This is a genomic window from Sulfurimonas sp., from assembly GCF_028694605.1.
Lineage (GTDB): Bacteria > Campylobacterota > Campylobacteria > Campylobacterales > Sulfurimonadaceae > Sulfurimonas.
Window position 1 is genome coordinate 282,079 of record NZ_JAQVKP010000001.1, and the last position, 18,399, is coordinate 300,477.

Below are 18,399 nucleotides of genomic sequence, written 5' to 3' on the forward strand. Positions count from 1 at the left end.
AAAAAAATGAGTAAATATATAACGACCCCTATTTATTATGTTAACGGTGAAGCGCATATCGGGCATGCATATACAACTTTTATCGCCGACAGTGTGGCAAGATATGAGAAGCTAAGAGGTGAAGATACATACTTTTTAACTGGTACTGATGAACATGGGCAAAAAATAGAGGAGTCAGCACAGAAAAATGGCAAAGATACGCAAGCGTTCGCAGATGAGATAAGTGCAACTTTTAAAAATCTTTGGGATGAGTTTGGCATAAGCTACGATAAATTTATTCGCACAACAGATGATGCACACAAAAAAGGCGTGCAAAGAGCTTTTGAAGTTATGTACGCAAAGGGTGATATTTATAAAGATTTTTATGAGGGTCACTACTGTGTAAGCTGCGAGACTTTTTTTACCGAAACTCAGCTGGTTGATGGCGAATTTTGTCCTGATTGCGGTAGAAGTACAAATGTCATCAAAGAAGAGAGCTACTTTTTTAGACTCTCAAAGTACGAAGATGCGCTTTTGAAACATTATGAGGCAAATCCTGATTTTATTATGCCCCGTTCCCGTGCAAATGAGGTTATCAACTTCGTAAAAGGCGGTTTGCGTGACCTTTCGGTTACAAGAACATCTTTTACATGGGGTGTAAAGATGCCCGAATCTATCAAAGACGATAAGCATGTAATGTATGTTTGGCTTGATGCGCTTCTCAACTATGTAACGGCATTGGGTTATGGAACTACAGAGGCAAATATGCGCTATTGGCCGGCTTCGGTGCAGCTTGTAGGAAAAGATATACTTCGTTTTCATGCTATCTACTGGCCTGCTTTTTTGATGAGTCTTGACCTTCCTCTTCCTAAGCATATCGGCGCTCACGGCTGGTGGACAAGAGATGGAGAGAAGATGAGCAAATCAAAAGGTAATGTTATCTCTCCAAAACAGGTTTCAGATGCCTACGGTGTTGAAAATTTGAGATATTTTATGCTTAGAGAAGTTCCTTTCGGGCAAGACGGCGATTTTTCCCAAAGAGCTTTTATAGATAGAATAAATTCAGAGCTTAGCAATGATTTGGGAAATCTTCTTAACCGCATCATCGGCATGAGCGGCAAATACTCAGATTTTGAGATAGACAGTGTGGATGTGTTGAAGTATCATAAAAAAGAGATTGATGCGATGAATGTTGTTCTTGATTCGCTTGATGCTTATATGCAAAATTTGCAAACGCATAGATATCTTGAAGAGCTATGGAGACTTTTTTCTATCGGAAACAAAGCTATAGAAGAGCATGCTCCATGGGTTAAAATGAAAGAAGATAAAAAAGATGAGGCTTTGGCTACCGTGGCACTTGTAGCAAATATACTGGCAAAAGCTTCTATTATGCTTCATCCTATTATGCCAAAGACGACAAATATTATCGCCGATACGCTTAATTTTAAAATAGATAATGCAAGCTACAAAGAGCTTGTTGTTAATAAAAACTTATTAAAACTATTTAATATCAAACAGACCCCTCCTCTTTTTCCTCGCATTGAAGAGCCTTTGATGCCTGAAGCTCCGCTTGCGCATCCAGATGCTCATAAAGAGGCTCCAAAAGCAGTTGCCCAGTGTGCAAAAGAGCAAGATAATCTTATAGAGATCGGTCAGTTTTTTCAAACCTCACTTAAAGTGGGTATCGTAGTGGAAGCTGAAATTGTCCCAAAAAGCAGCAAACTTTTAAAGCTCAAAGTAGATTTAGGTGAAGAGAATCCAAGACAGGTTGTAGCGGGGATAAGAGAGTTTTATACTCCTGAATCTCTGATAAACACCCATGTTTGCGTTGTTGCGAACCTAAAACCTGCAAAACTTATGGGTATGTTATCGGAGGGAATGCTTCTTGCTGCAAAGGATGAAGAGGGTTTGTGTTTAATCAGACCCGAGAGACCTAAAAAAGCAGGCACGCCTATTGGATGAGACTTGAAAATTTTTTAGCGCTTACGCAAGCATCTCTTATCAATGAACCGTGTGTGCACAGTTTTGAAAATATTGTTTTTGAAGCGCACAAGGTAAAAAGAGGAGATCTTTTTTTTGCATACACTCAAGAAGATATTGGAGCGGCGGTTGCAAACGGTGCGTATGGAGTTGTTTTTGACAAACCAACACAAATAAGTGACAATGAAATTGCTTGGATAAAAGCAAACAGTCTTGATGAGGCACTCAAAAAGCTGATTCGTTTTAAAAGTATCAAAAAAGAGATTGTAGCGTATGAGTGCAATGAGATTATTTTTAAACTCTCCCTGCAAGTTATTACCCTTTCAAATTTTTTTCCTATTTTTGGAGATTTAAAGTCGATTTTTAAAACTATTTTAGAGATGCAGGATGGAACAATTATCCTTTTTTGCCCTGCTCTTGTGAATAAGGATATATTTGCAGTTGTTAAAAAAATGCCGCATCCGCCCTATTTTCCAATCGAAATCATGGAACAGACACTTTTTGAAACATCTTTTATTTATGATAATGTTTTTTATGAAAGGCAGCTTATTTCTCCTTTTTTTATTCCTTATCTTGAAGAACTTCTACATCTCTATAAAACGCTAAATATAGAGTATAAACTTAGAAAGTTTACTCCGATTGATCATTTTGAACCTGTTTTTATCAATAAAAAATTTGAGATTAAGAATTTTGGTACAAGTGACAAAGTTCTTATATTTGAGCCAAATAGCGAACTTGTTGATGAACAGATTTTGTTTTTAGAGTACCATGCTTCGTGGGCAAATACTATTTTTATTCTACCAAAGCATATTAAAGTAGAGAGTAGGGAAAATTTTTTTAATTATAAAAATGAAAAAGAGATTGTTGCTATTTTAAGAGAGAATAGATTTAACTTTGCTCTTGTTGTCGGTGTTGATAAATCGATTTTAAGCAAACCTCTATCGAGCCAAAGACAGCTAACGATGGATTTTTAGGATGGTATATAGATGAACAGAAGAGATTTTTTGGTAGCAACAACAACTTCGTCTGCGGTTTTAGCACTGGGCGGATGCAATGAGAGTAACAGAAAAGCGATTGACTACTCAAAACATCCACAACCTAAAGAGAGCGGCGAAAAGCATGTAAATATAAATAAAAACAAAAAGAGCGTCGTAAAACTTGCAACAAGCTGGCCTGGGAGTTTTCCTATTATGGGTACGGGAGTAGAGAAGTTTGCACAGAGGGTTAAAGATATAAGCGGCGGCTCTTTGGAGATAAAAATCTATCCAAAAAATACACTTGTGCCGGATTTGGCGGTTTTTGATGCATGTTCTAGCGGTCAAATAGATGCGTTCCACTCCGGACCTTACTACTGGAAAGGAAAAAACAGCGCATTTTCACTATATAGCGGTATCCCTTTTGGTTTTAGTGCAGAGGAGATAAACTCATGGATGCTATTTGGCGGTGGACTTGAACTCTGGAGAGAACACTATGCGAAGTACAACCTTCACCCATTTATGGGCGGCAACACAAACATCCAGATGGGCGGATGGTTTAGAAAAGAGATACAATCCCTCTTGGATATGAACGGACTTAAGATGCGCATTCCCGGACTTGGCGGGGAAGTTTTTTCCAAAATGGGGGTTAACTCCGTACTGCTGCCTGCCGGAGAGATTTACACTTCCTTGGAACGCGGCGTTATCGATGCGACAGAGTGGGTCGGTCCTGCTCTTGACATTAAGATGGGGTTTTATAAAGTTGCACCTTTTTACTACTCAGGATGGCATGAACCTGGTTCCATCCTTGAAGTTACATTTAACAAACAGTTTTGGAACAAGCTCTCTTACGAGCATCAAGGCATGATAGAAGTAGCCGCAAACGAGATGAACTCTAACATGACTTATGAGTTTCACTATGAAAATATCCATGCTCTTAAAAAACTCAAAGAACTCAATATCGAGATTCGGCAGTTTCCGCAGGATGTTGTGGAGGCAGGGAAAAAAGCACTCAAAGACGTGATTGATGAGCTTAATCAAAAAAACGGTGACTTTGAAACCGTATATAAGTCCATACAAAATCACCTTGCTTTATCAAAAGAGTGGAGTGATGCAAGTTTGAGATATTTTTTAAATGCAAGATAATCATACAAATCGGTAGGTATGAAGTCTTTTTAATTTTTGAGTGAGTGTTTTTGCTTCTGGGATATAGCTACTAACAAGTGCGTGAAACTCTTTGGAGTGATTCATGTGTTTGAGATGAGCAAGTTCATGCACGACGATAAAATCTATAAGTTTTTTATCCAGTTTTATAAGTTCCGTATTAAAGACAATCACACCTTTAGAATTACAGCTTCCCCATCTGCTGCGCATTTTTTTAAACTTCAAATCACTGTATCGAAGTTGCATCACTTGAGCAAAATATATAGCTCTTTGTGTGATGTAGGAGAATGCATAATTTTTATAAAATCTCTCATAGCACAGCTCAACACCATGTTTGTTTGAAATTTTTACTTTTTGCAAAGATTCTCTTAATTCTTTTGCTTCATCAATATCTATGCTGAAAATTTCTCCGAAAAGCAAAATCTCATCCTCTAAAATCACATGAAGTGTTTGCACGGAAGATACTTTTTGAAGCTGTTTTCTTATCCAAGATTCTCTTTGCAAAAGAAGCTTTTGGATAAAATTATCAGATACTTTTGGCGTTTTAAGAACTATTTCACCGTTTTTTTTAACACTTATATAACTGTTTTTAAGCTCAGGCTTTAGTAAATGCAAGATTTGCAAATCATGAAATATGATTTTATTGATACTCAATAGGGTCTTTTACTCCTGCAAGCTTAAAGCCGTTTAGACGCAGACGACAGCTGTCACAAACGCCGCACGCCATCTCTTCATCCTTGTAGCAACTCCATGTATTTTCAAGCGGAACATTAAGCCCAAGTGCATGCTGTACAATTTGTGATTTTTTTAGGTGTACAAGAGGCATATAGATTTGAATTTTTGTCTCTTCTTTTGTACCAAGGTTGATGCTCTGCTCTATACTTTTGATAAAAGACTCTCGACAATCAGGATAACCACTGCTGTCCTCTTCCACTACCCCGATAGCAATAATCTCTGCACCCTCTTTTTCCGCCAAAGCTCCGGCGATACTTAAAAAGATACCGTTTCTAAAAGGGACATAGGTTACGGGTACACCCTTTTGTACCCCTCCGGTAGGAACTTCTATGCTCTTGTCTGTAAGTGCGGAAGCACCTATTTGCGCAAAAAAATCCAAATCCAACACATATCGGTTTGAGGCACCGATGCTGTCGCAGATTTTATGAAAACAGGAGAGCTCTTTTTCTTGAGTTCTCTGTCCATAGTTAAAGTGCAGCGCTATAATCTCATACCCCATTTTTTTGACCATATAGGCACCAAGCGTAGAATCCATACCGCCACTCATAATACATATTGCTTTTTTATTTTTTAAATTCATAAGGTAATTCTAACATATTCAAATGATTATTACCACACCAGCAAATAAACTTAAGTTAAGTTTATTTGCTGGTGTGGTAATAATTTGATACAATCATGCCCATGATTGAATATGATAACAGAACCACACTGCAACTTGACACAAATATAGTTGAAGCGATTGCCAACTCGCTTACAAAAAAAGAGATAGAGCTTGTTATTACTGATGCCAAAGAGATGCAAGAGATAAATAAAGAGCATCGCGGCATTGACAAAGCTACCGATGTTTTAAGTTTTCCATACGAAGAGATGCCTATGAGTCCTCTTGGCAGCATAGTGATATGTTCAGAACATATTGAAGAAAAAGCAAAAGAGTTTGGACATACAAAAAATGATGAGTTTACGCTTCTTTTTATACATGGTATTCTCCACCTGCTGGGCTATGACCATGAAGTTGACGATGGAGAGATGCGCCAAGAAGAGGCAAAGCTGATTCAAAAGTTTGACTTGCCGCAGAGTCTGATTATCAGAAACGAAGGATAAGCTACTTCTCCTTCTCGTCCGTTTTTATATATCCAAGTTCTAAGAGTTTATCATAAATACTTGAAACGATACTTCCCGTAGCTGCTCCGCCGTGTCCGCCGTGTTCTACCATAACAACTACTACATACTGAGGATTTTCATAAGGTCCATAGGTTGCAAACCATGCGTGAGAACGCGTGTAGTACTCCATTTCATGCTCCAGTTCTCTTTGCTTGATATCTTGTAAGATACCTACTACTTGTGCCGTGCCCGTTTTTCCTGCAATTTTTACTTTTGTTTTTAGATAATTTGTCCCTGTTCCACCCGCTACATTGCATACTTCATACATTGCTTTTTGGATAGTCGGCAATCTTTTTAGTTCATCTTCACCAAGCACTTCTTGAATCTCCGGTTCTATGACCTTCTCTCCAAGCATATTTGCAAAATAGGGACGGGGAAGTTTTCCTGTTGCCATCAGAGCGGTAAACTGTGCAACCTGCACTGGGGTTGTCAAAAAATCGCCTTGACCTATAGATGTGTTGACCGTCTCTCCTATGTACCAGTTTTTGTTGAATTTTTTTCTTTTCCACTCGCGTGAGGGAACAGTTCCTATAAACTCATTTGGTAAATCTACGCCTGTTTTTTTTCCAAGTCCATAACGCACAAGTCCATCGCTCATTTTGTCTATACCAAGTTTAAGGCTTCCTTTGTAAAAGTAGTCATCACAACTCTCCCGAATTGCCTTTTTTATATCCGTGCTTCCATGTCCATCTTTTTTCCAACATCGAAATACCCTTGAGCCAATAGGTATAGAACCTGTGCAAAAATCACTGAAATTTGGACCAACTTCCGGTGAGGTGATATATAGCAGACCTAAGCCTGTTTTTATAACAGAACCCGGCGGATAGAGTCCATGGACCAACTTGTTTGTAAAAGGTTTATCCAAACTGTTAGAGAGCTTGTCCCAAATTTCGCTGCTTATGCCTGTTACAAATGTATTTAAATCATACTCCGGAAAACTGCTCGCCGATAAAACAGCACCATTGACTTCCATAACGACAACTGCTCCGGCTCTGTTTTCAAAAAGTGTAGCGATATACTTTTGAAGTTCTATATCAATATTGAGCGTTAGTTTCCTGTCTTCTACCGGCATTTGGCTTGATAGCTCTTCTACTTCTTGGTTATTTGCATTTACTTTTATCTCTCTTTTTCCTGCTAAACCTTGCAGATATTCGTTGTAATATCGCTCTATTCCTGATTTTCCGCTATAGCCGATAAGTTCAATCAACGGATTGTCTTGAACATCATCTTTATTTGCACGTCCTACATAGCCAACGATATGAGCGGCAGTTTCATTGTATGGATAGTACCTTTTTGGAGAAGAGACAATGTTTATATTTTCTCTTAAACTTAAGATAGAGTAAACAGGCATAATTTGCTCGTATGAGACAAACTCAACAATATCGATAAAGTTGTGGTTGTAGTATGAGTCGTTTTTTTTGTACTCTTTGATAATTTTCTCTTTATCTAAGTGAGGCAGCAAGGAGAGAAGTGTGGCAAGTTCCGATTCAAAAATATCAAGGTTTTTTTTGAGTGTCAGATGCGGGGCGAGCTGTATCTTAAACCCAAGTTCATTGATAGCAAGAGGTCTGTTGTTGATATCGACAATTTCTCCTCTTACAGGCGCAATCTGCTCGATTTTAATAGTGTTGTTGTAGGAAAGTTTCTCGTAGTAGCTGTTTGATTCTACGGAGAGTAAAAAAACCCTTACAAGCAGTGCTAACCACGTAAGAGCGAACATAAAAAGTATAAATTTGATTTTCATAAAACACTCATAATCAAAAATTCAATTGCAATATAGTAAATCACATAGTAGCTTATGCTTGGTGTCGGAAACATAAAGATATTTGACAAAAGAGAGTAGAAAAGGAAAAAGCCAAGATATACCAAAAGAACAACAATAAATCTTATGCATGCGGCGCAATTGAAGCTTTGTGTGATTTTTGGAACAACATATTTATGGAGCAAAAAAAAGTAAATAACTGTGCTAAAGAGTACATATCCATTTGCGGCTTCAAAAAGCAAAAGACAAAAAATAACTAAAAAAAGAACTCCGGAATCCTCTTTTTTGAGTGCTTTGGAAAAATAAAAATAGAGTATTGCCAAAAGTGGCGGCAAAAAAAGATAGATACCGCTCAATGCTGTGTAAAAAAGAAATAAAACACCATAAAAGTATGGTGTTAGAGGGTTTTTATAAGAGAGACTTCGTTGCATACGGGAAAATGTTTACATTTAATACAATCTGCCCAAATTTTGTGCTCAGGCAGTGACTCTTTTGGAATTTCCACAAATCCAAGTTTTTCAAAAAAGGATTGCTTGTATGTAAGGCTTAAGAGTTTTTGAAGACCGAGTGCTTTTGCATCTTCTACCGCTTTTGCTATAAGCTGCTGCCCTATTCCCATGCCTCTTTTCCCCTCTTTTACAACAAGAGATCTGATTTCTGCAAGGGAAGGTGTATGGATATGAAGTGCGCAAAAACCGACTATTTCTCCATTCTCTTTTGCTAAAATATAAGATCTGATATTTGTCGCTATCTCATCAGAGCTTCTTGCCAAAATAACTCCCGCCTCAACTTCAGGGATAACTAGTTTTTGCATCTCGGCAATATCCGATAGCTTTGCTTTTGTCAACTCAATGTTCATCACAAGGTTCCTCTAAAATGGAGTGTAATAATGTCACAATCTTTCCTATGCCTCTCTTTTTGGAGCTTGAGACCATAAGTGCGTCTGGAAATGCCTTTTTGAGTTCATTTTGCTCTTTTTGGTTTAATTTGTCAATTTTAGTAAAAATTTGAACAATATGCTGCGATGGTTGTGCATGTTGAAGTAAAAAATCGCCTACAGATTTGTCAATCTCTAAAAATGGGTGTCTTGCATCAACCAGATGAACAAATATCTTAATTTGCTCTCTTGAAACTATATAGTCAGTGAGATTTTTTTCCCAGTCGTATTGAAGAGATTTGGCAACTTTTGCATATCCAAAGCCGGGTAAATCGACAAATTTTGCAAAACGTTTTTTTGTATTTTCTCTATCGATAAATGTTACATCAAAATAGTTGATAAGCCTTGTTTTTCCAGGAGTAGAAGAGACTTTCGCCAAGCCTTTATGGTTTGTGAGTGCATTAAGCAGCGAGCTTTTGCCCACGTTAGAGCGTGCCATGAAAACAACTTCATTTTGCTCTTGTGAGTTTGGCGCACCTGCTACATTGGCAGCAGATATAAGAAATTTTGCATCAACAATCTCAATCATTTTGCTCTTTCTTCGGCTCTTTTTCTTTTTTATCTTCAGGCATGTTAAAAATCATAATCACAGGTTCTTGTTGCGCACCTTTTGCGTATGCTTTGCCTTCTATAGTTTTTAAGACAACTTCATCACCGATAATCTCTTTTTTCTCATTTAACTGTTTTAAATGTACATTTTGAAAAAAGTGATACTCTTTTTTTTGAGGAAGATAGATAACTTTTTGTGCCTTTCCGGTATAAAGAGCACCCTCTAAAGTTTTAATTTTAAATGAGGCATTGCCCTCTGCTATAAATTGTGTCGGCTCTTGGTTTGCGTTTGTATGAATAGTAACCTTTGAAGCATTAAGTTCATCGCTTCCTTTGATGATGTTAACATCACCTTCAAAAATAGAAACCCCTTTTTTCTGGTCTGCATTAAATAGCTTTGCTTTTACTTGAAGCTCTTGCGCGAATAGTGCCGTTGTTAAACAAATGGTTAAAAAAATCTTTTGTTTCATTTTTTTCTCTCTTCTATCTGATATTTTGCTGTTACATCTTTGGAGCTAACGGTTTCTTGTGAGCTGTTATAATGCAATCCTTTTCCTATAACCCTATTTTCTCCTCTATAAAGAAGGTACTCCCCATCTGCTATGGCAAGAGTTGTTTTTTTGTTATAAGTTGCTTTTTGTGTTTCAAACGTCAAGCCATCTTCGCGTTTGTAAACTATATTGCCATCCAGATATACGACATCATCTTTATAGACACCGCTTTTTGATTTCATATTTGCGATATACTCTTTGGAACTGTCTGTATAGTCTATCTCTTCAACCTTGTATCTGTCTTTGTAGCGTGTCGCTGTTGTTCCATTCATGGTTGTGATAAGACCTTTGATATCCAGCTCATACATAACAAAAGACGTAATACTAAAAAGAGGTACATCTCCGGAAGGCTGCTCTTTTATCTCTAACGGCTTAAAGGCAAAAAGTATGGTCAACAGTAAAAAAGAAACAGCAAGAAAAAAATAGTTTATATTCATGCGATTATAACCAAAGAGCCATAAATTGTTCTCTTAAATCACCCTCATCTATGAGGATGTCTATCATCTCTCGTACAGCGCCTTCACCGCCATTGGATGTAAGCACGGTATCAACAATCTCTCTAATCTCTTTTACACCATCTTTTGGAGTAAAGCTTCTGCCTACGCTGCGCAACATTTTATAGTCATTGAGATCATCTCCTATGGCTCCTACTTCATAATGTTTTAAGCTAAGTTTCTCAAGTAGTTCTTTTAGCAAACTCTCTTTGTCTTTGACACCTTGAAAAAGATAAGAAATTCCAAGCTCTTTTGCTCTTTTCGTAACAATTTCAGAGTTTCTTCCGGTTATGATTGCGGCTTGATAGCCCATTTTTATCCATGAGCTAATAGCAAGACCATCTTTTACATTAAAATTTTTTATCTCGCTTCCATCGGAAGCGTAGATGATTTTTCCATCTGTAAGGCAACCGTCAACATCCAAAATAAGCAACTTAATCAAAGCATATCTTTCGTGCTAGGAATGCCAGCTCTCTCATTTTTCTGCATTGCACGGCGAAGTGCTACCGCAAAAGCTTTAAAGGCAGCTTCGATGATATGGTGCTTGTTTTTTCCCCTTTGAAGCACTATATGCGCACTTACTCTTGCATTGAGTACAAGGGCTTTAAAAAACTCTTCAACAAGTTCTGTATCAAAATTTCCGACTTTTCCTGCAATATCTACTTCAAAAACGAGATAAGGACGGTTGCTTAAGTCCAAATCACAGCTTACACACGCTTCATCCATGACGATATTTGCACTCCCAAAACGCTCCATCTTGTTTACCGGGTAGATGGCTTCTGCCAGGAGTGAGCCAAGAACTATTCCGATATCCTCAACACTGTGGTGATCATCTATGTGCGTATCGCCATTACATGAAATCTCTAAATCAATCAAAGAGTGTCTTGAAAAACTATCAAGCATATGGTCTAAAAAGCCAACGCCTGTATCTATCTTGCTTTTTTGCACTCCGTTGACTTCCAAGGAAATAGTGATATCCGTCTCTTTTGTTTTTCTGCTTTTACTAATCATTTTTTTTAATCCTCTCTAACTATAAATGAGCCTTGAAAGTTTCCAAGCGCCTTGTAGTCTCTTGCTTCTTGTTCGCTTCTAAAACCTTTGAGCCATACTCTAAATAAGCGTCCGTTATTTGTCTGTACATCTTTTATGATTGTTTTGTAACCGTCCGTGTTGTTATATTTTTTTTGTGTTGCAACTGCACCCTCAAACCTTGCAAAAGAGCCGATTTGAAGAGCAAACCCATCGATAATCTGATCTTGAGGTGTATCTTTCAAATCTTGAAGCAGAGGAATATCTCTCTTTGATTTGGAGTGAAAACCAAGAACTTCAACTTTTACAGGAGCAGTTCCGGCACCTACCATATCTATATTGCGTGCCGCAGTGTTTGATAAATCAATAATTCTTGTTTCCACAAAAGGACCTCTGTCGTTAATACGCACAACAGTACTTTTGCCGTTATTTTTATTTGTAACCTTTACAACTGTATTCATCGGCAGTGTTTTGTGTGCTGCTGTCATATCGTACATATTGTATGTTTCACCGTTTGAAGTTGATTTGCCGTGAAAATCAGGACCATACCAGCTTGCATTTCCATGAAAAATATCACCTACTTGCACCACCGTAGGGTAATATTTGATACCCCTGATTTCATATGGCTTCATGGTCGGATGGTGATAATCTTTTTTATCTACGATGCTATTGTAAGAATTTTGATCTTCAGGGTAACTCTGTGTCTGAGATGGCACAGTATAGCTGCTTTTGCTTCTTGAACTACAGCCGGTTAAAAGCATCAACAGCAACGCTACAACGAGAGAGAGTTTACCCATTTATCTTATCTTCAGTTAAAATAGAACTCTTATATTACCAAAAAAAGTATTTCAAGCACTTTTATATTTAGTATAAAAAGCAAATTCTTTACCAATTTCTCTCGCAGATGCTACTCTCTGTGCTATAGGAATGATAAGTTTTTGATTAAAACTCAATTTATTATCTTTAAGCGCATTAAAATCTTTAATCACGTTTTGGCTAACGTTGTATTTTTTTCCTATAGTATAAAGACTTTCACCTTTGGCAACCACATGAACTTTATAGAAATTTTGCATCTTTTGCGGAACGTACTTCTGCTTAAAGTCAGAGAGTTTTACATATGGAATATAGATTGCATATTCATTCGCATTTGGAGGAGCAAAATCATATTTGAGATGTTTGTTGAGTTTTTGCAGCTCCGGCAGCGGAATCTCAATAAGCTTAGAAACTCTCGTCAGAGACTCTCCTCTTGGAACTTCTACTGTTGCAATCGCAAACGCATTAGCCCTGTTGAGTAGATAATCGTACTCACTGTCGTGTAAAAATTGTTCATCATTCCCCATTAGCGCAAGCGAGAGAATTTTTCTTATATAAAGCCTGCTCTCCCTTGGAATATACTTCTCTTTGGAATCAAGTAAAACCAAAAGATCATCGCTTTTTGCTCTACGGATAGCATTCGCAACCCTTCCTTCCCCACAGTTAAAGGCAAGAGCGGCAAGATACCATTTGCCAAACTTCTCATACAAAGCAGTGAGATATTTTGCAGCCGCTTCGGTTGATTTAATCACATCTCTTCTCTCATCCACATACTGATCTATTATCAAGCCATAAAGCTTCCCTGTTTCAGGCATAAACTGCCAAAAACCGGAAGCTTTTTTAACCGAATAGGCTCTAGTTGAAAAACTTGATTCTGCCATTGCCAAAAAAAGAAACTCCGGAGGTACGCCATGCTCTGCCAAAATGTTTTTTACCGTAGGGATAAAAAGATGTGCTTCGTCCATTGCCTGAAAAAAATTTTCTTCATCATAAATATCTCTTTTGCTGTTTTTCATCTCATTCATAATTGGGTCATATAAAAAAGAGGCTTCTATGTCAAAAGATTCTAATATAGCTATTTCTTTGGTTTGATTTGTAAGGTAAGTGAGATTTGCACTGAGTAAAAGAGGGAGTAAAAATAGAATAATATATCTCAAATTTGCAGCTCCTTTTCATAAATTGAATCTTAAAGTTTAGCTAAATAACCCAAATAAAAAAAGAGCGCTATTTGATATTAGGAAATATTAAAAAGTTTAAGTGCATTTTTTGTAGTTATTTCTTCGATTTTTTCCTCTTTCGTCTCTAGCAATGCAGCTATTTTTTTTAAAATAAAAGTTGTATAAAAAGGCTCATTTCGCTCTCCCCTGTGGGGCATAGGCGTAAGATAAGGAGCATCGGTTTCTATGAGAAGTTTTTCAAGTGGGATTTTTGGTAACACTTGAAGAAGTTTTTTTGCATTGCTAAAAGTAACAACTCCTCCTATGCCGAAATAAAATCCGTTTTTTGCCAAAACTAGCAACTCTTCATCGGCATTGTAGCAGTGTAAAACACCGCCGACTTCGTTCGCATCGCTTGAAAGCAAAATCTCTTTTGCATCTCTTGAAGCGTCTCTTATATGCACAATTATGGGCTTTTTATACTTTTTTGCCATCTCTATTTGAGAGAGAAAAATCTCTTTTTGTCTCTTTTTTTCTCTCTCCCTCTCCTCATCACTTCCCTCAAGTCTAAAGTAATCAAGTCCGCACTCGCCCACTGCAACGCACTTTGGATGGTTTATATATGCTTCAAAATCAAGCGTATCAAAAGCATCCATATCATAAGGATGTACGCCAACGGCAAAATAAACGTCGCTGTTTGCCTCGGCTATGGCAACGGCTCTTGAAAGATTTTTCGGGTCTGCTCCAGGGATGATAAAACGTCTAACCCCACCCTCTCTGGCTCTTTGCAAAACCATATCCAAATCATCATTGTATCTTACATCGTCGAGATGTACATGTGTGTCAACTATCATATATTTTCTCCTTGGCAAAGCAAAAGCAGCTCTTTGGCAAATCCTTTTGCCTCTTCTGTAATCCTCTCGCCGCTGATGATTCTTGCTACCTCTTGCGAGCGTTCATCAAAATTTAACTCTTTTACGTAGGAAGTCCCCTCTTTTTTATATACTAAAAAGTGCTGGTTACCCATAGATGTGAGTTGTGGCTGGTGAGAGATAACAAATATCTGAAAATGCTTTGAGAGACCCCTTAGCACTTTTGCAACACTCATCGACTCTTCACCGCTTAGGTTTGCATCTATCTCATCAAGCATCAACACACCGCCCTCTTTGTTCATACACTCTGATTTGAGTGCTAAAACCCCAAGACGAAGTCTGTTAAACTCTCCCGTGCTTATCTTTTGCAAATCCGTACCATGAAGCTTAAGTGCTATCTCATCTTTTCCAAAAATATCAAGCTCTTTTTGGATTATTTCAACTTTGGCATCACGAAGGTAGAGTTCGTTGAGATATCGGTTCAAATCACGCTCAAACAGACCTATCTCTGCATGGCGCAGTTGTGTCAGCTTTTGCGAAAGCTCTTTGACTTTTTTTGCCAAAGATGCCTCTTGCTGCTCCAAATCCCCTTTTGTCATCTCTATATTTTCGTACTTTTCAAGCTCTTGAATCTTTTGCTCTTTATATCTAATCGCGTCTTCTATGCTGCCGTATCTTCTTTTTAGTTCACTAAGTACCTCAAGACGGTTTAAAACCTCTTCAACATTTACATCTTCTAACATCTCAAAGCGTTCTTGCGCACTCTCCATTACCGCTCTTAACTCGTTCATCGTATCGTTAAAAGATGAACTATCCACACCAAGCAACTCAAGTGTACCGACAACACTGTGTTCATACTCAAAAATAGTATTTGCCCGTGTTATGCTCTCTAAAACTTTCTCTTTTTTGGAGAGCTCTTTTTTTATCTCCAAAAGCTCTTCATCTTCCGATACTTTTGGATTGACCTCGCTGATTTTTTGAATTTCAAAAGCTGCAAACTCTTTAAGCTCCGTAACTCTTTTTTGCTCTTCCTCTATGATGAAGAGCGCTTTTTTAACTCTTTTATGCTCTAAGAAAAAATCTTTATAGTCACTCTTAAGTTTTTCTATCTCAGGAGAGTGTTTTTGGATTCTGCTATCTAAAATCAGAAGCAGGTTTTCATTTTCAAAATCACTAAAATCTCTTAGTGAGAGGTGTTTTAAGTAGTTTGACGCAAGCAGGCTTAAGCTTTTTTTAGAGATATTTTGGTTGTTTATAAAGTATCTTGATTTCTCTTTTTTTAGGTGCTTAAAGATATAAACATCATCCTCTTCTATGCCGTACTCTTGTGCATCCAGCTCCCATGCGACGCTTGCCTCACACAAAGCGGCTTCACATGATGCCAAGCCAAAAGATGAGAGGATGGAGTGCATCAAAATCGACTTTCCGCTTCCGCTAGGTCCTGTGAAAACGATAAGCCCATTTTTCGGCTCTATCGCAACTTCTTTAAAACTAAGATACTCTTTGAGGTAAAATCTCTCTATCACTCGCCCCACCTTAACTTCTCTTTTAAAACATCAAAATAGTTATACTCTTCTCTGTGAATCAACTTGATAGTTTTTGCTGCGAGCTTTATATAAACACTCTCTCCAAGCCCAAGTTCATGGACATCCTGTCCGTCTATGATTATCAAAGCTCTCTCTTCCGAGGTCTTCATTTCTATGGTAAATCGCCCCGGAAGTACAACAGGTCTTTGTGTCAAAGAGTGAGGGCAGATAGGTGTTAGGGCAAAAACATTGCTCATAGGAAAAAGAACGGGTCCGCCTGCCGAGAGGTTGTATGCGGTTGAGCCGGTGGGAGTGGAGACGACAACACCATCTCCATAGTAGGTGTTAAAAGAGCGCCCATCAACAAGCGCTTCAACATGTATCATATTGGAGACACGCGTGCGTGTCAAAACAACATCGTTAAAAGCGTATATTTTGAACTCTTGTCCATTTTTTATTACGGTAGCTTCTAAAACAGCCCTTTCATCCACTCTATATCTGTTTTGCGTAATTTTTTTTACAAAAGAGTCAAGTTCATCAAGTGACAAATCAGTCAAAAAACCGAGATTTCCCGCATGAATGCCGAGAATCGGGATATCATGGTCAAAAGATCTTCTTACGGTAGATATAAGCGTACCATCACCCCCGAAACTTACCAAAAAATCAGCTTCTTTACAGATTGTTTCAAAGTCATGCCCGACAAACCCTATCATAGCCGCACTTGCGCCCTCAAGCAAAACCTCAATGGTATATTTTTTAAAGATAGTTTCCAGTTTCTCATAACCATCTCTGAGTTCAGGCGTAGATGGTCTTAAAACAACACCGACTTTTTTAATTGTTCGATTTTTCAAATATTAAGTCCTTAAGTTTTTTGAACTTTTTTGTAAATTATACATAAAAATAGGCACTGTTTTAAATGGGCTAAGAGAAGTTTAGATATAATCCGCAAAAATTATTTTAGGATTCACTATTCATGAGAACTCATTATTGTACAGATTTAAGTGAAGCGGATGTAGGCAAAAGCGTTGTTTTGGCAGGTTGGGCAAATAGCTATCGTGACCATGGAGGAATCGTTTTTATAGATTTACGAGACAAAAGCGGTCTGATTCAGCTTACATGTGACCCGGAAGACAGCGCATCTTCTCACAAAACAGCGAGCATGGTTCGTGATGAGTTTGTTCTTGTGGCAAAGGGCAAAGTTCGTCTTCGCGGTGAAGGCTTGACAAATCCTCGTCTAAAAACAGGTGCGATTGAAATCGTTGTGGATGAACTAACCATAGAAAACAAGTCAGCGGCAGTTCCTTTTGTCATCGGCGATAAAAATGTCGGTGAAGAGACAAGACTTAAGTATCGTTACTTAGAACTTAGAGACCCGTCCATGTATGAGACTTTCCGTCTTCGCTCTAAAGCGGCAATTGCGGCTAGAAACATCTTGGATGAAAACGGCTTTTTGGAAGTTGAAACTCCGATTTTAACAAAATCAACTCCGGAGGGCGCTAGAGACTATCTAGTGCCTTCACGTGTGCACAACGGCGAATTTTACGCACTTCCGCAATCTCCGCAGCTTTTCAAACAGCTTTTGATGGTCGGCGGATTTGACAGATACTTCCAGATAGCGAAATGTTTTAGAGATGAAGATTTAAGAGCAGATCGCCAACCTGAGTTTACCCAGATAGATGTCGAGATGAGCTTTTGCGACCAAGAAGATGTTATGCTCATTGCAGAAAAACTCCTTGTTGCGATGTTTGGCGCATGCGGTGTTGAAATCAAACCGCCGTTTAACCGTATAGCTTACAGAGATGCTATGGAGTGGTACGGCTCAGACAAACCGGACTTAAGATATGGTCTTAAAATGGTAGATGTTATAGATATATTTGAGAGATGCGACAATGAAATATTTACAAATATCGCAAAACAACCGCACAAAAACCGCATAAAAGCTCTAAAAGTTCCGGGAGCTGATTTGGTTTTTTCTAAAAGAGAGATGAAAACTTTTGAAGATTTTGTAAGACAGTTTGGTGCACAGGGACTTGGGTACTTCCAGATGAAAGAAGACGGTTTAAAAGGTCCGCTTATCAAGTTTTTTACGGATGCGGATATTGCGCTTCTTGTGGAGAGGCTCGGTATGGAAGTCGGTGATGTCGTATTCTTCGGTGCGGGAGATAAAAAGACGGTTTGGGACTACATGGGTCGTCTTAGAATCTTTATAGCAGAACATGAGAAGATGAATCTTGTTGACAAAGATGCCTATGAGTTTGTTTGGGTTGTTGACTTCCCTATGTTTGAAGTTGAAGACGGAAGAGTTAAAGCACTTCACCACCCTTTTACACAGCCAAAAGATACAGATAAAGACGATGTTGAGGAGATAGATTCTATCGCTTATGACATTGTTTTAAACGGTACAGAGCTTGGCGGTGGAAGTATCCGTATTCATAAAGAGGAGATGCAAGAGGAGATTTTCAAACTTCTCGGTATCGGCGAAGAGGAAGCAAAAGAGAAGTTCGGATTCTTACTTGACGCTCTTAAGTTTGGTGCACCTCCGCACGGCGGTTTTGCTATTGGGTTTGATAGACTTATGATGCTAATCTCTAAAAAATCAAGCATTCGTGATGTTATAGCATTCCCTAAAACGCAAAAAGCTTCTTGTATCTTGACAAAAGCACCGAGTGAAGTAGATGCTACTCAGCTTAGAGATTTACATATAAAAATAAGATAG

20 protein-coding genes are annotated in these 18,399 nt (G+C 38.2%); 5 read left to right on the forward strand and 15 right to left on the reverse strand.

Annotated features, from left to right (window positions below; translation table 11 throughout):
- Positions 1-6: 6 nt before the first annotated feature.
- Genes metG through dctP form a run of 3 tightly spaced genes read left to right on the forward strand, consistent with a single transcriptional unit; the run spans position 7 to position 4,079 of the window.
- Entirely contained in the window at positions 7-1,941 is a 1,935-nt protein-coding gene (gene metG, locus PHY84_RS01425; protein ID WP_299856955.1) for a methionine--tRNA ligase, read from the forward strand.
- Entirely contained in the window at positions 1,938-2,933 is a 996-nt protein-coding gene (locus PHY84_RS01430; RefSeq protein WP_299856957.1) for a hypothetical protein, read from the forward strand. Before metG ends, PHY84_RS01430 begins: the two co-directional genes overlap by 4 nt.
- 12 nt (positions 2,934-2,945) lie before the next feature.
- On the forward strand, positions 2,946-4,079 hold the full coding sequence (gene dctP / locus PHY84_RS01435) for a TRAP transporter substrate-binding protein DctP (protein ID WP_299856959.1): 1,134 nt from the start codon (positions 2,946-2,948) through the stop codon (positions 4,077-4,079).
- Here the strand turns inward: dctP and PHY84_RS01440 are convergent, their stop codons facing one another.
- Together PHY84_RS01440 and queC are read right to left on the reverse strand one after the other, a co-directional pair.
- Positions 4,080-4,751 (reverse strand): SprT family zinc-dependent metalloprotease, encoded by a 672-nt coding sequence (locus tag PHY84_RS01440; RefSeq protein ID WP_299856961.1) that lies wholly within the window; start codon positions 4,749-4,751, stop codon positions 4,080-4,082.
- Entirely contained in the window at positions 4,738-5,412 is a 675-nt protein-coding gene (gene queC, locus PHY84_RS01445; protein WP_299856964.1) for a 7-cyano-7-deazaguanine synthase QueC, read from the reverse strand. Before queC ends, PHY84_RS01440 begins: the two co-directional genes overlap by 14 nt.
- Positions 5,413-5,513: 101 nt before the next feature.
- On the opposite strand from queC, the gene ybeY reads away from it, so the two are divergent.
- Entirely contained in the window at positions 5,514-5,933 is a 420-nt protein-coding gene (gene ybeY / locus PHY84_RS01450) for an rRNA maturation RNase YbeY (protein ID WP_299856966.1), read from the forward strand.
- Position 5,934: 1 nt separating this feature from the next.
- On the opposite strand, the gene mrdA is transcribed toward ybeY, so the two are convergent.
- The 13 genes from mrdA to PHY84_RS01515 all read right to left on the reverse strand — a co-directional run bounded on the left by mrdA (position 5,935) and on the right by PHY84_RS01515 (position 16,534).
- Complete coding sequence (gene mrdA, locus PHY84_RS01455) at positions 5,935-7,737, reverse strand: penicillin-binding protein 2 (protein WP_299856968.1); 1,803 nt, start codon at positions 7,735-7,737, stop codon at positions 5,935-5,937.
- Complete coding sequence (locus PHY84_RS01460; protein WP_299856970.1) at positions 7,734-8,186, reverse strand: hypothetical protein; 453 nt, start codon at positions 8,184-8,186, stop codon at positions 7,734-7,736. The genes mrdA and PHY84_RS01460 overlap by 4 nt, the downstream gene beginning before the upstream one ends.
- The gene (locus tag PHY84_RS01465; RefSeq protein ID WP_299856972.1) at positions 8,153-8,614 is read right to left on the reverse strand and encodes an N-acetyltransferase; all 462 of its coding nucleotides are present in this window, start codon (positions 8,612-8,614) and stop codon (positions 8,153-8,155) included. Before PHY84_RS01465 ends, PHY84_RS01460 begins: the two co-directional genes overlap by 34 nt.
- The gene (yihA, locus tag PHY84_RS01470) at positions 8,604-9,221 is read right to left on the reverse strand and encodes a ribosome biogenesis GTP-binding protein YihA/YsxC (RefSeq protein ID WP_299856974.1); all 618 of its coding nucleotides are present in this window, start codon (positions 9,219-9,221) and stop codon (positions 8,604-8,606) included. The genes PHY84_RS01465 and yihA overlap by 11 nt, the downstream gene beginning before the upstream one ends.
- Positions 9,214-9,711 carry a lipopolysaccharide transport periplasmic protein LptA gene (gene lptA / locus PHY84_RS01475; RefSeq protein ID WP_299856976.1) on the reverse strand — a complete coding sequence of 166 codons (498 nt, stop codon included), beginning with the start codon at positions 9,709-9,711 and terminating at the stop codon, positions 9,214-9,216. Before lptA ends, yihA begins: the two co-directional genes overlap by 8 nt.
- Positions 9,708-10,229, reverse strand: a complete 522-nt coding sequence (lptC, locus tag PHY84_RS01480) for an LPS export ABC transporter periplasmic protein LptC (protein WP_299856978.1) — start codon at positions 10,227-10,229, stop codon at positions 9,708-9,710. Before lptC ends, lptA begins: the two co-directional genes overlap by 4 nt.
- 4 nt (positions 10,230-10,233) lie before the next feature.
- Positions 10,234-10,728: an HAD-IIIA family hydrolase gene (locus PHY84_RS01485; RefSeq protein ID WP_299856980.1), complete on the reverse strand. Its 495-nt coding sequence runs from the start codon at positions 10,726-10,728 to the stop codon at positions 10,234-10,236.
- Positions 10,725-11,297 carry an imidazoleglycerol-phosphate dehydratase HisB gene (gene hisB, locus PHY84_RS01490; protein ID WP_299856982.1) on the reverse strand — a complete coding sequence of 191 codons (573 nt, stop codon included), beginning with the start codon at positions 11,295-11,297 and terminating at the stop codon, positions 10,725-10,727. The genes PHY84_RS01485 and hisB overlap by 4 nt, the downstream gene beginning before the upstream one ends.
- Before the next feature lie 5 nt (positions 11,298-11,302).
- The gene (locus PHY84_RS01495) at positions 11,303-12,112 is read right to left on the reverse strand and encodes a septal ring lytic transglycosylase RlpA family protein (RefSeq protein ID WP_299856984.1); all 810 of its coding nucleotides are present in this window, start codon (positions 12,110-12,112) and stop codon (positions 11,303-11,305) included.
- A 51-nt stretch (positions 12,113-12,163) separates the two neighbouring features.
- A complete protein-coding gene (locus tag PHY84_RS01500) occupies positions 12,164-13,285 on the reverse strand; it encodes a lytic transglycosylase domain-containing protein (protein ID WP_299856986.1) in 1,122 nt (373 codons plus the stop codon).
- 77 nt (positions 13,286-13,362) lie between these two features.
- Positions 13,363-14,139 carry a TatD family hydrolase gene (locus tag PHY84_RS01505; protein ID WP_299856988.1) on the reverse strand — a complete coding sequence of 259 codons (777 nt, stop codon included), beginning with the start codon at positions 14,137-14,139 and terminating at the stop codon, positions 13,363-13,365.
- On the reverse strand, positions 14,136-15,683 hold the full coding sequence (locus PHY84_RS01510; protein ID WP_299856990.1) for an ATPase: 1,548 nt from the start codon (positions 15,681-15,683) through the stop codon (positions 14,136-14,138). The genes PHY84_RS01505 and PHY84_RS01510 overlap by 4 nt, the downstream gene beginning before the upstream one ends.
- The gene (locus PHY84_RS01515) at positions 15,680-16,534 is read right to left on the reverse strand and encodes an NAD(+)/NADH kinase (protein ID WP_299856992.1); all 855 of its coding nucleotides are present in this window, start codon (positions 16,532-16,534) and stop codon (positions 15,680-15,682) included. The genes PHY84_RS01510 and PHY84_RS01515 overlap by 4 nt, the downstream gene beginning before the upstream one ends.
- A gap of 122 nt (positions 16,535-16,656) precedes the next feature.
- On the opposite strand from PHY84_RS01515, the gene aspS reads away from it, so the two are divergent.
- Positions 16,657-18,399 carry an aspartate--tRNA ligase gene (aspS, locus tag PHY84_RS01520; RefSeq protein WP_299856994.1) on the forward strand — a complete coding sequence of 581 codons (1,743 nt, stop codon included), beginning with the start codon at positions 16,657-16,659 and terminating at the stop codon, positions 18,397-18,399.

What these genes read in the sequence shown, in the direction of transcription:
- PHY84_RS01505 (WP_299856988.1), bottom strand. Translation starts at nt 14,139, where the DNA reads ATGATAGTTGACACACATGTACATCTCGACGATGTAAGATACAATGAT.
- yihA (WP_299856974.1), bottom strand. Translation starts at nt 9,221, where the DNA reads ATGATTGAGATTGTTGATGCAAAATTTCTTATATCTGCTGCCAATGTA.
- PHY84_RS01430 (WP_299856957.1), top strand. Translation starts at nt 1,938, where the DNA reads ATGAGACTTGAAAATTTTTTAGCGCTTACGCAAGCATCTCTTATCAAT.
- dctP (WP_299856959.1), top strand. Translation starts at nt 2,946, where the DNA reads ATGAACAGAAGAGATTTTTTGGTAGCAACAACAACTTCGTCTGCGGTT.
- PHY84_RS01460 (WP_299856970.1), bottom strand. Translation starts at nt 8,186, where the DNA reads ATGCAACGAAGTCTCTCTTATAAAAACCCTCTAACACCATACTTTTAT.
- lptA (WP_299856976.1), bottom strand. Translation starts at nt 9,711, where the DNA reads ATGAAACAAAAGATTTTTTTAACCATTTGTTTAACAACGGCACTATTC.
- metG (WP_299856955.1), top strand. Translation starts at nt 7, where the DNA reads ATGAGTAAATATATAACGACCCCTATTTATTATGTTAACGGTGAAGCG.
- PHY84_RS01495 (WP_299856984.1), bottom strand. Translation starts at nt 12,112, where the DNA reads ATGGGTAAACTCTCTCTCGTTGTAGCGTTGCTGTTGATGCTTTTAACC.
- lptC (WP_299856978.1), bottom strand. Translation starts at nt 10,229, where the DNA reads ATGAATATAAACTATTTTTTTCTTGCTGTTTCTTTTTTACTGTTGACC.
- PHY84_RS01465 (WP_299856972.1), bottom strand. Translation starts at nt 8,614, where the DNA reads ATGAACATTGAGTTGACAAAAGCAAAGCTATCGGATATTGCCGAGATG.
- hisB (WP_299856982.1), bottom strand. Translation starts at nt 11,297, where the DNA reads ATGATTAGTAAAAGCAGAAAAACAAAAGAGACGGATATCACTATTTCC.
- aspS (WP_299856994.1), top strand. Translation starts at nt 16,657, where the DNA reads ATGAGAACTCATTATTGTACAGATTTAAGTGAAGCGGATGTAGGCAAA.
- ybeY (WP_299856966.1), top strand. Translation starts at nt 5,514, where the DNA reads ATGATTGAATATGATAACAGAACCACACTGCAACTTGACACAAATATA.
- queC (WP_299856964.1), bottom strand. Translation starts at nt 5,412, where the DNA reads ATGAATTTAAAAAATAAAAAAGCAATATGTATTATGAGTGGCGGTATG.
- mrdA (WP_299856968.1), bottom strand. Translation starts at nt 7,737, where the DNA reads ATGAAAATCAAATTTATACTTTTTATGTTCGCTCTTACGTGGTTAGCA.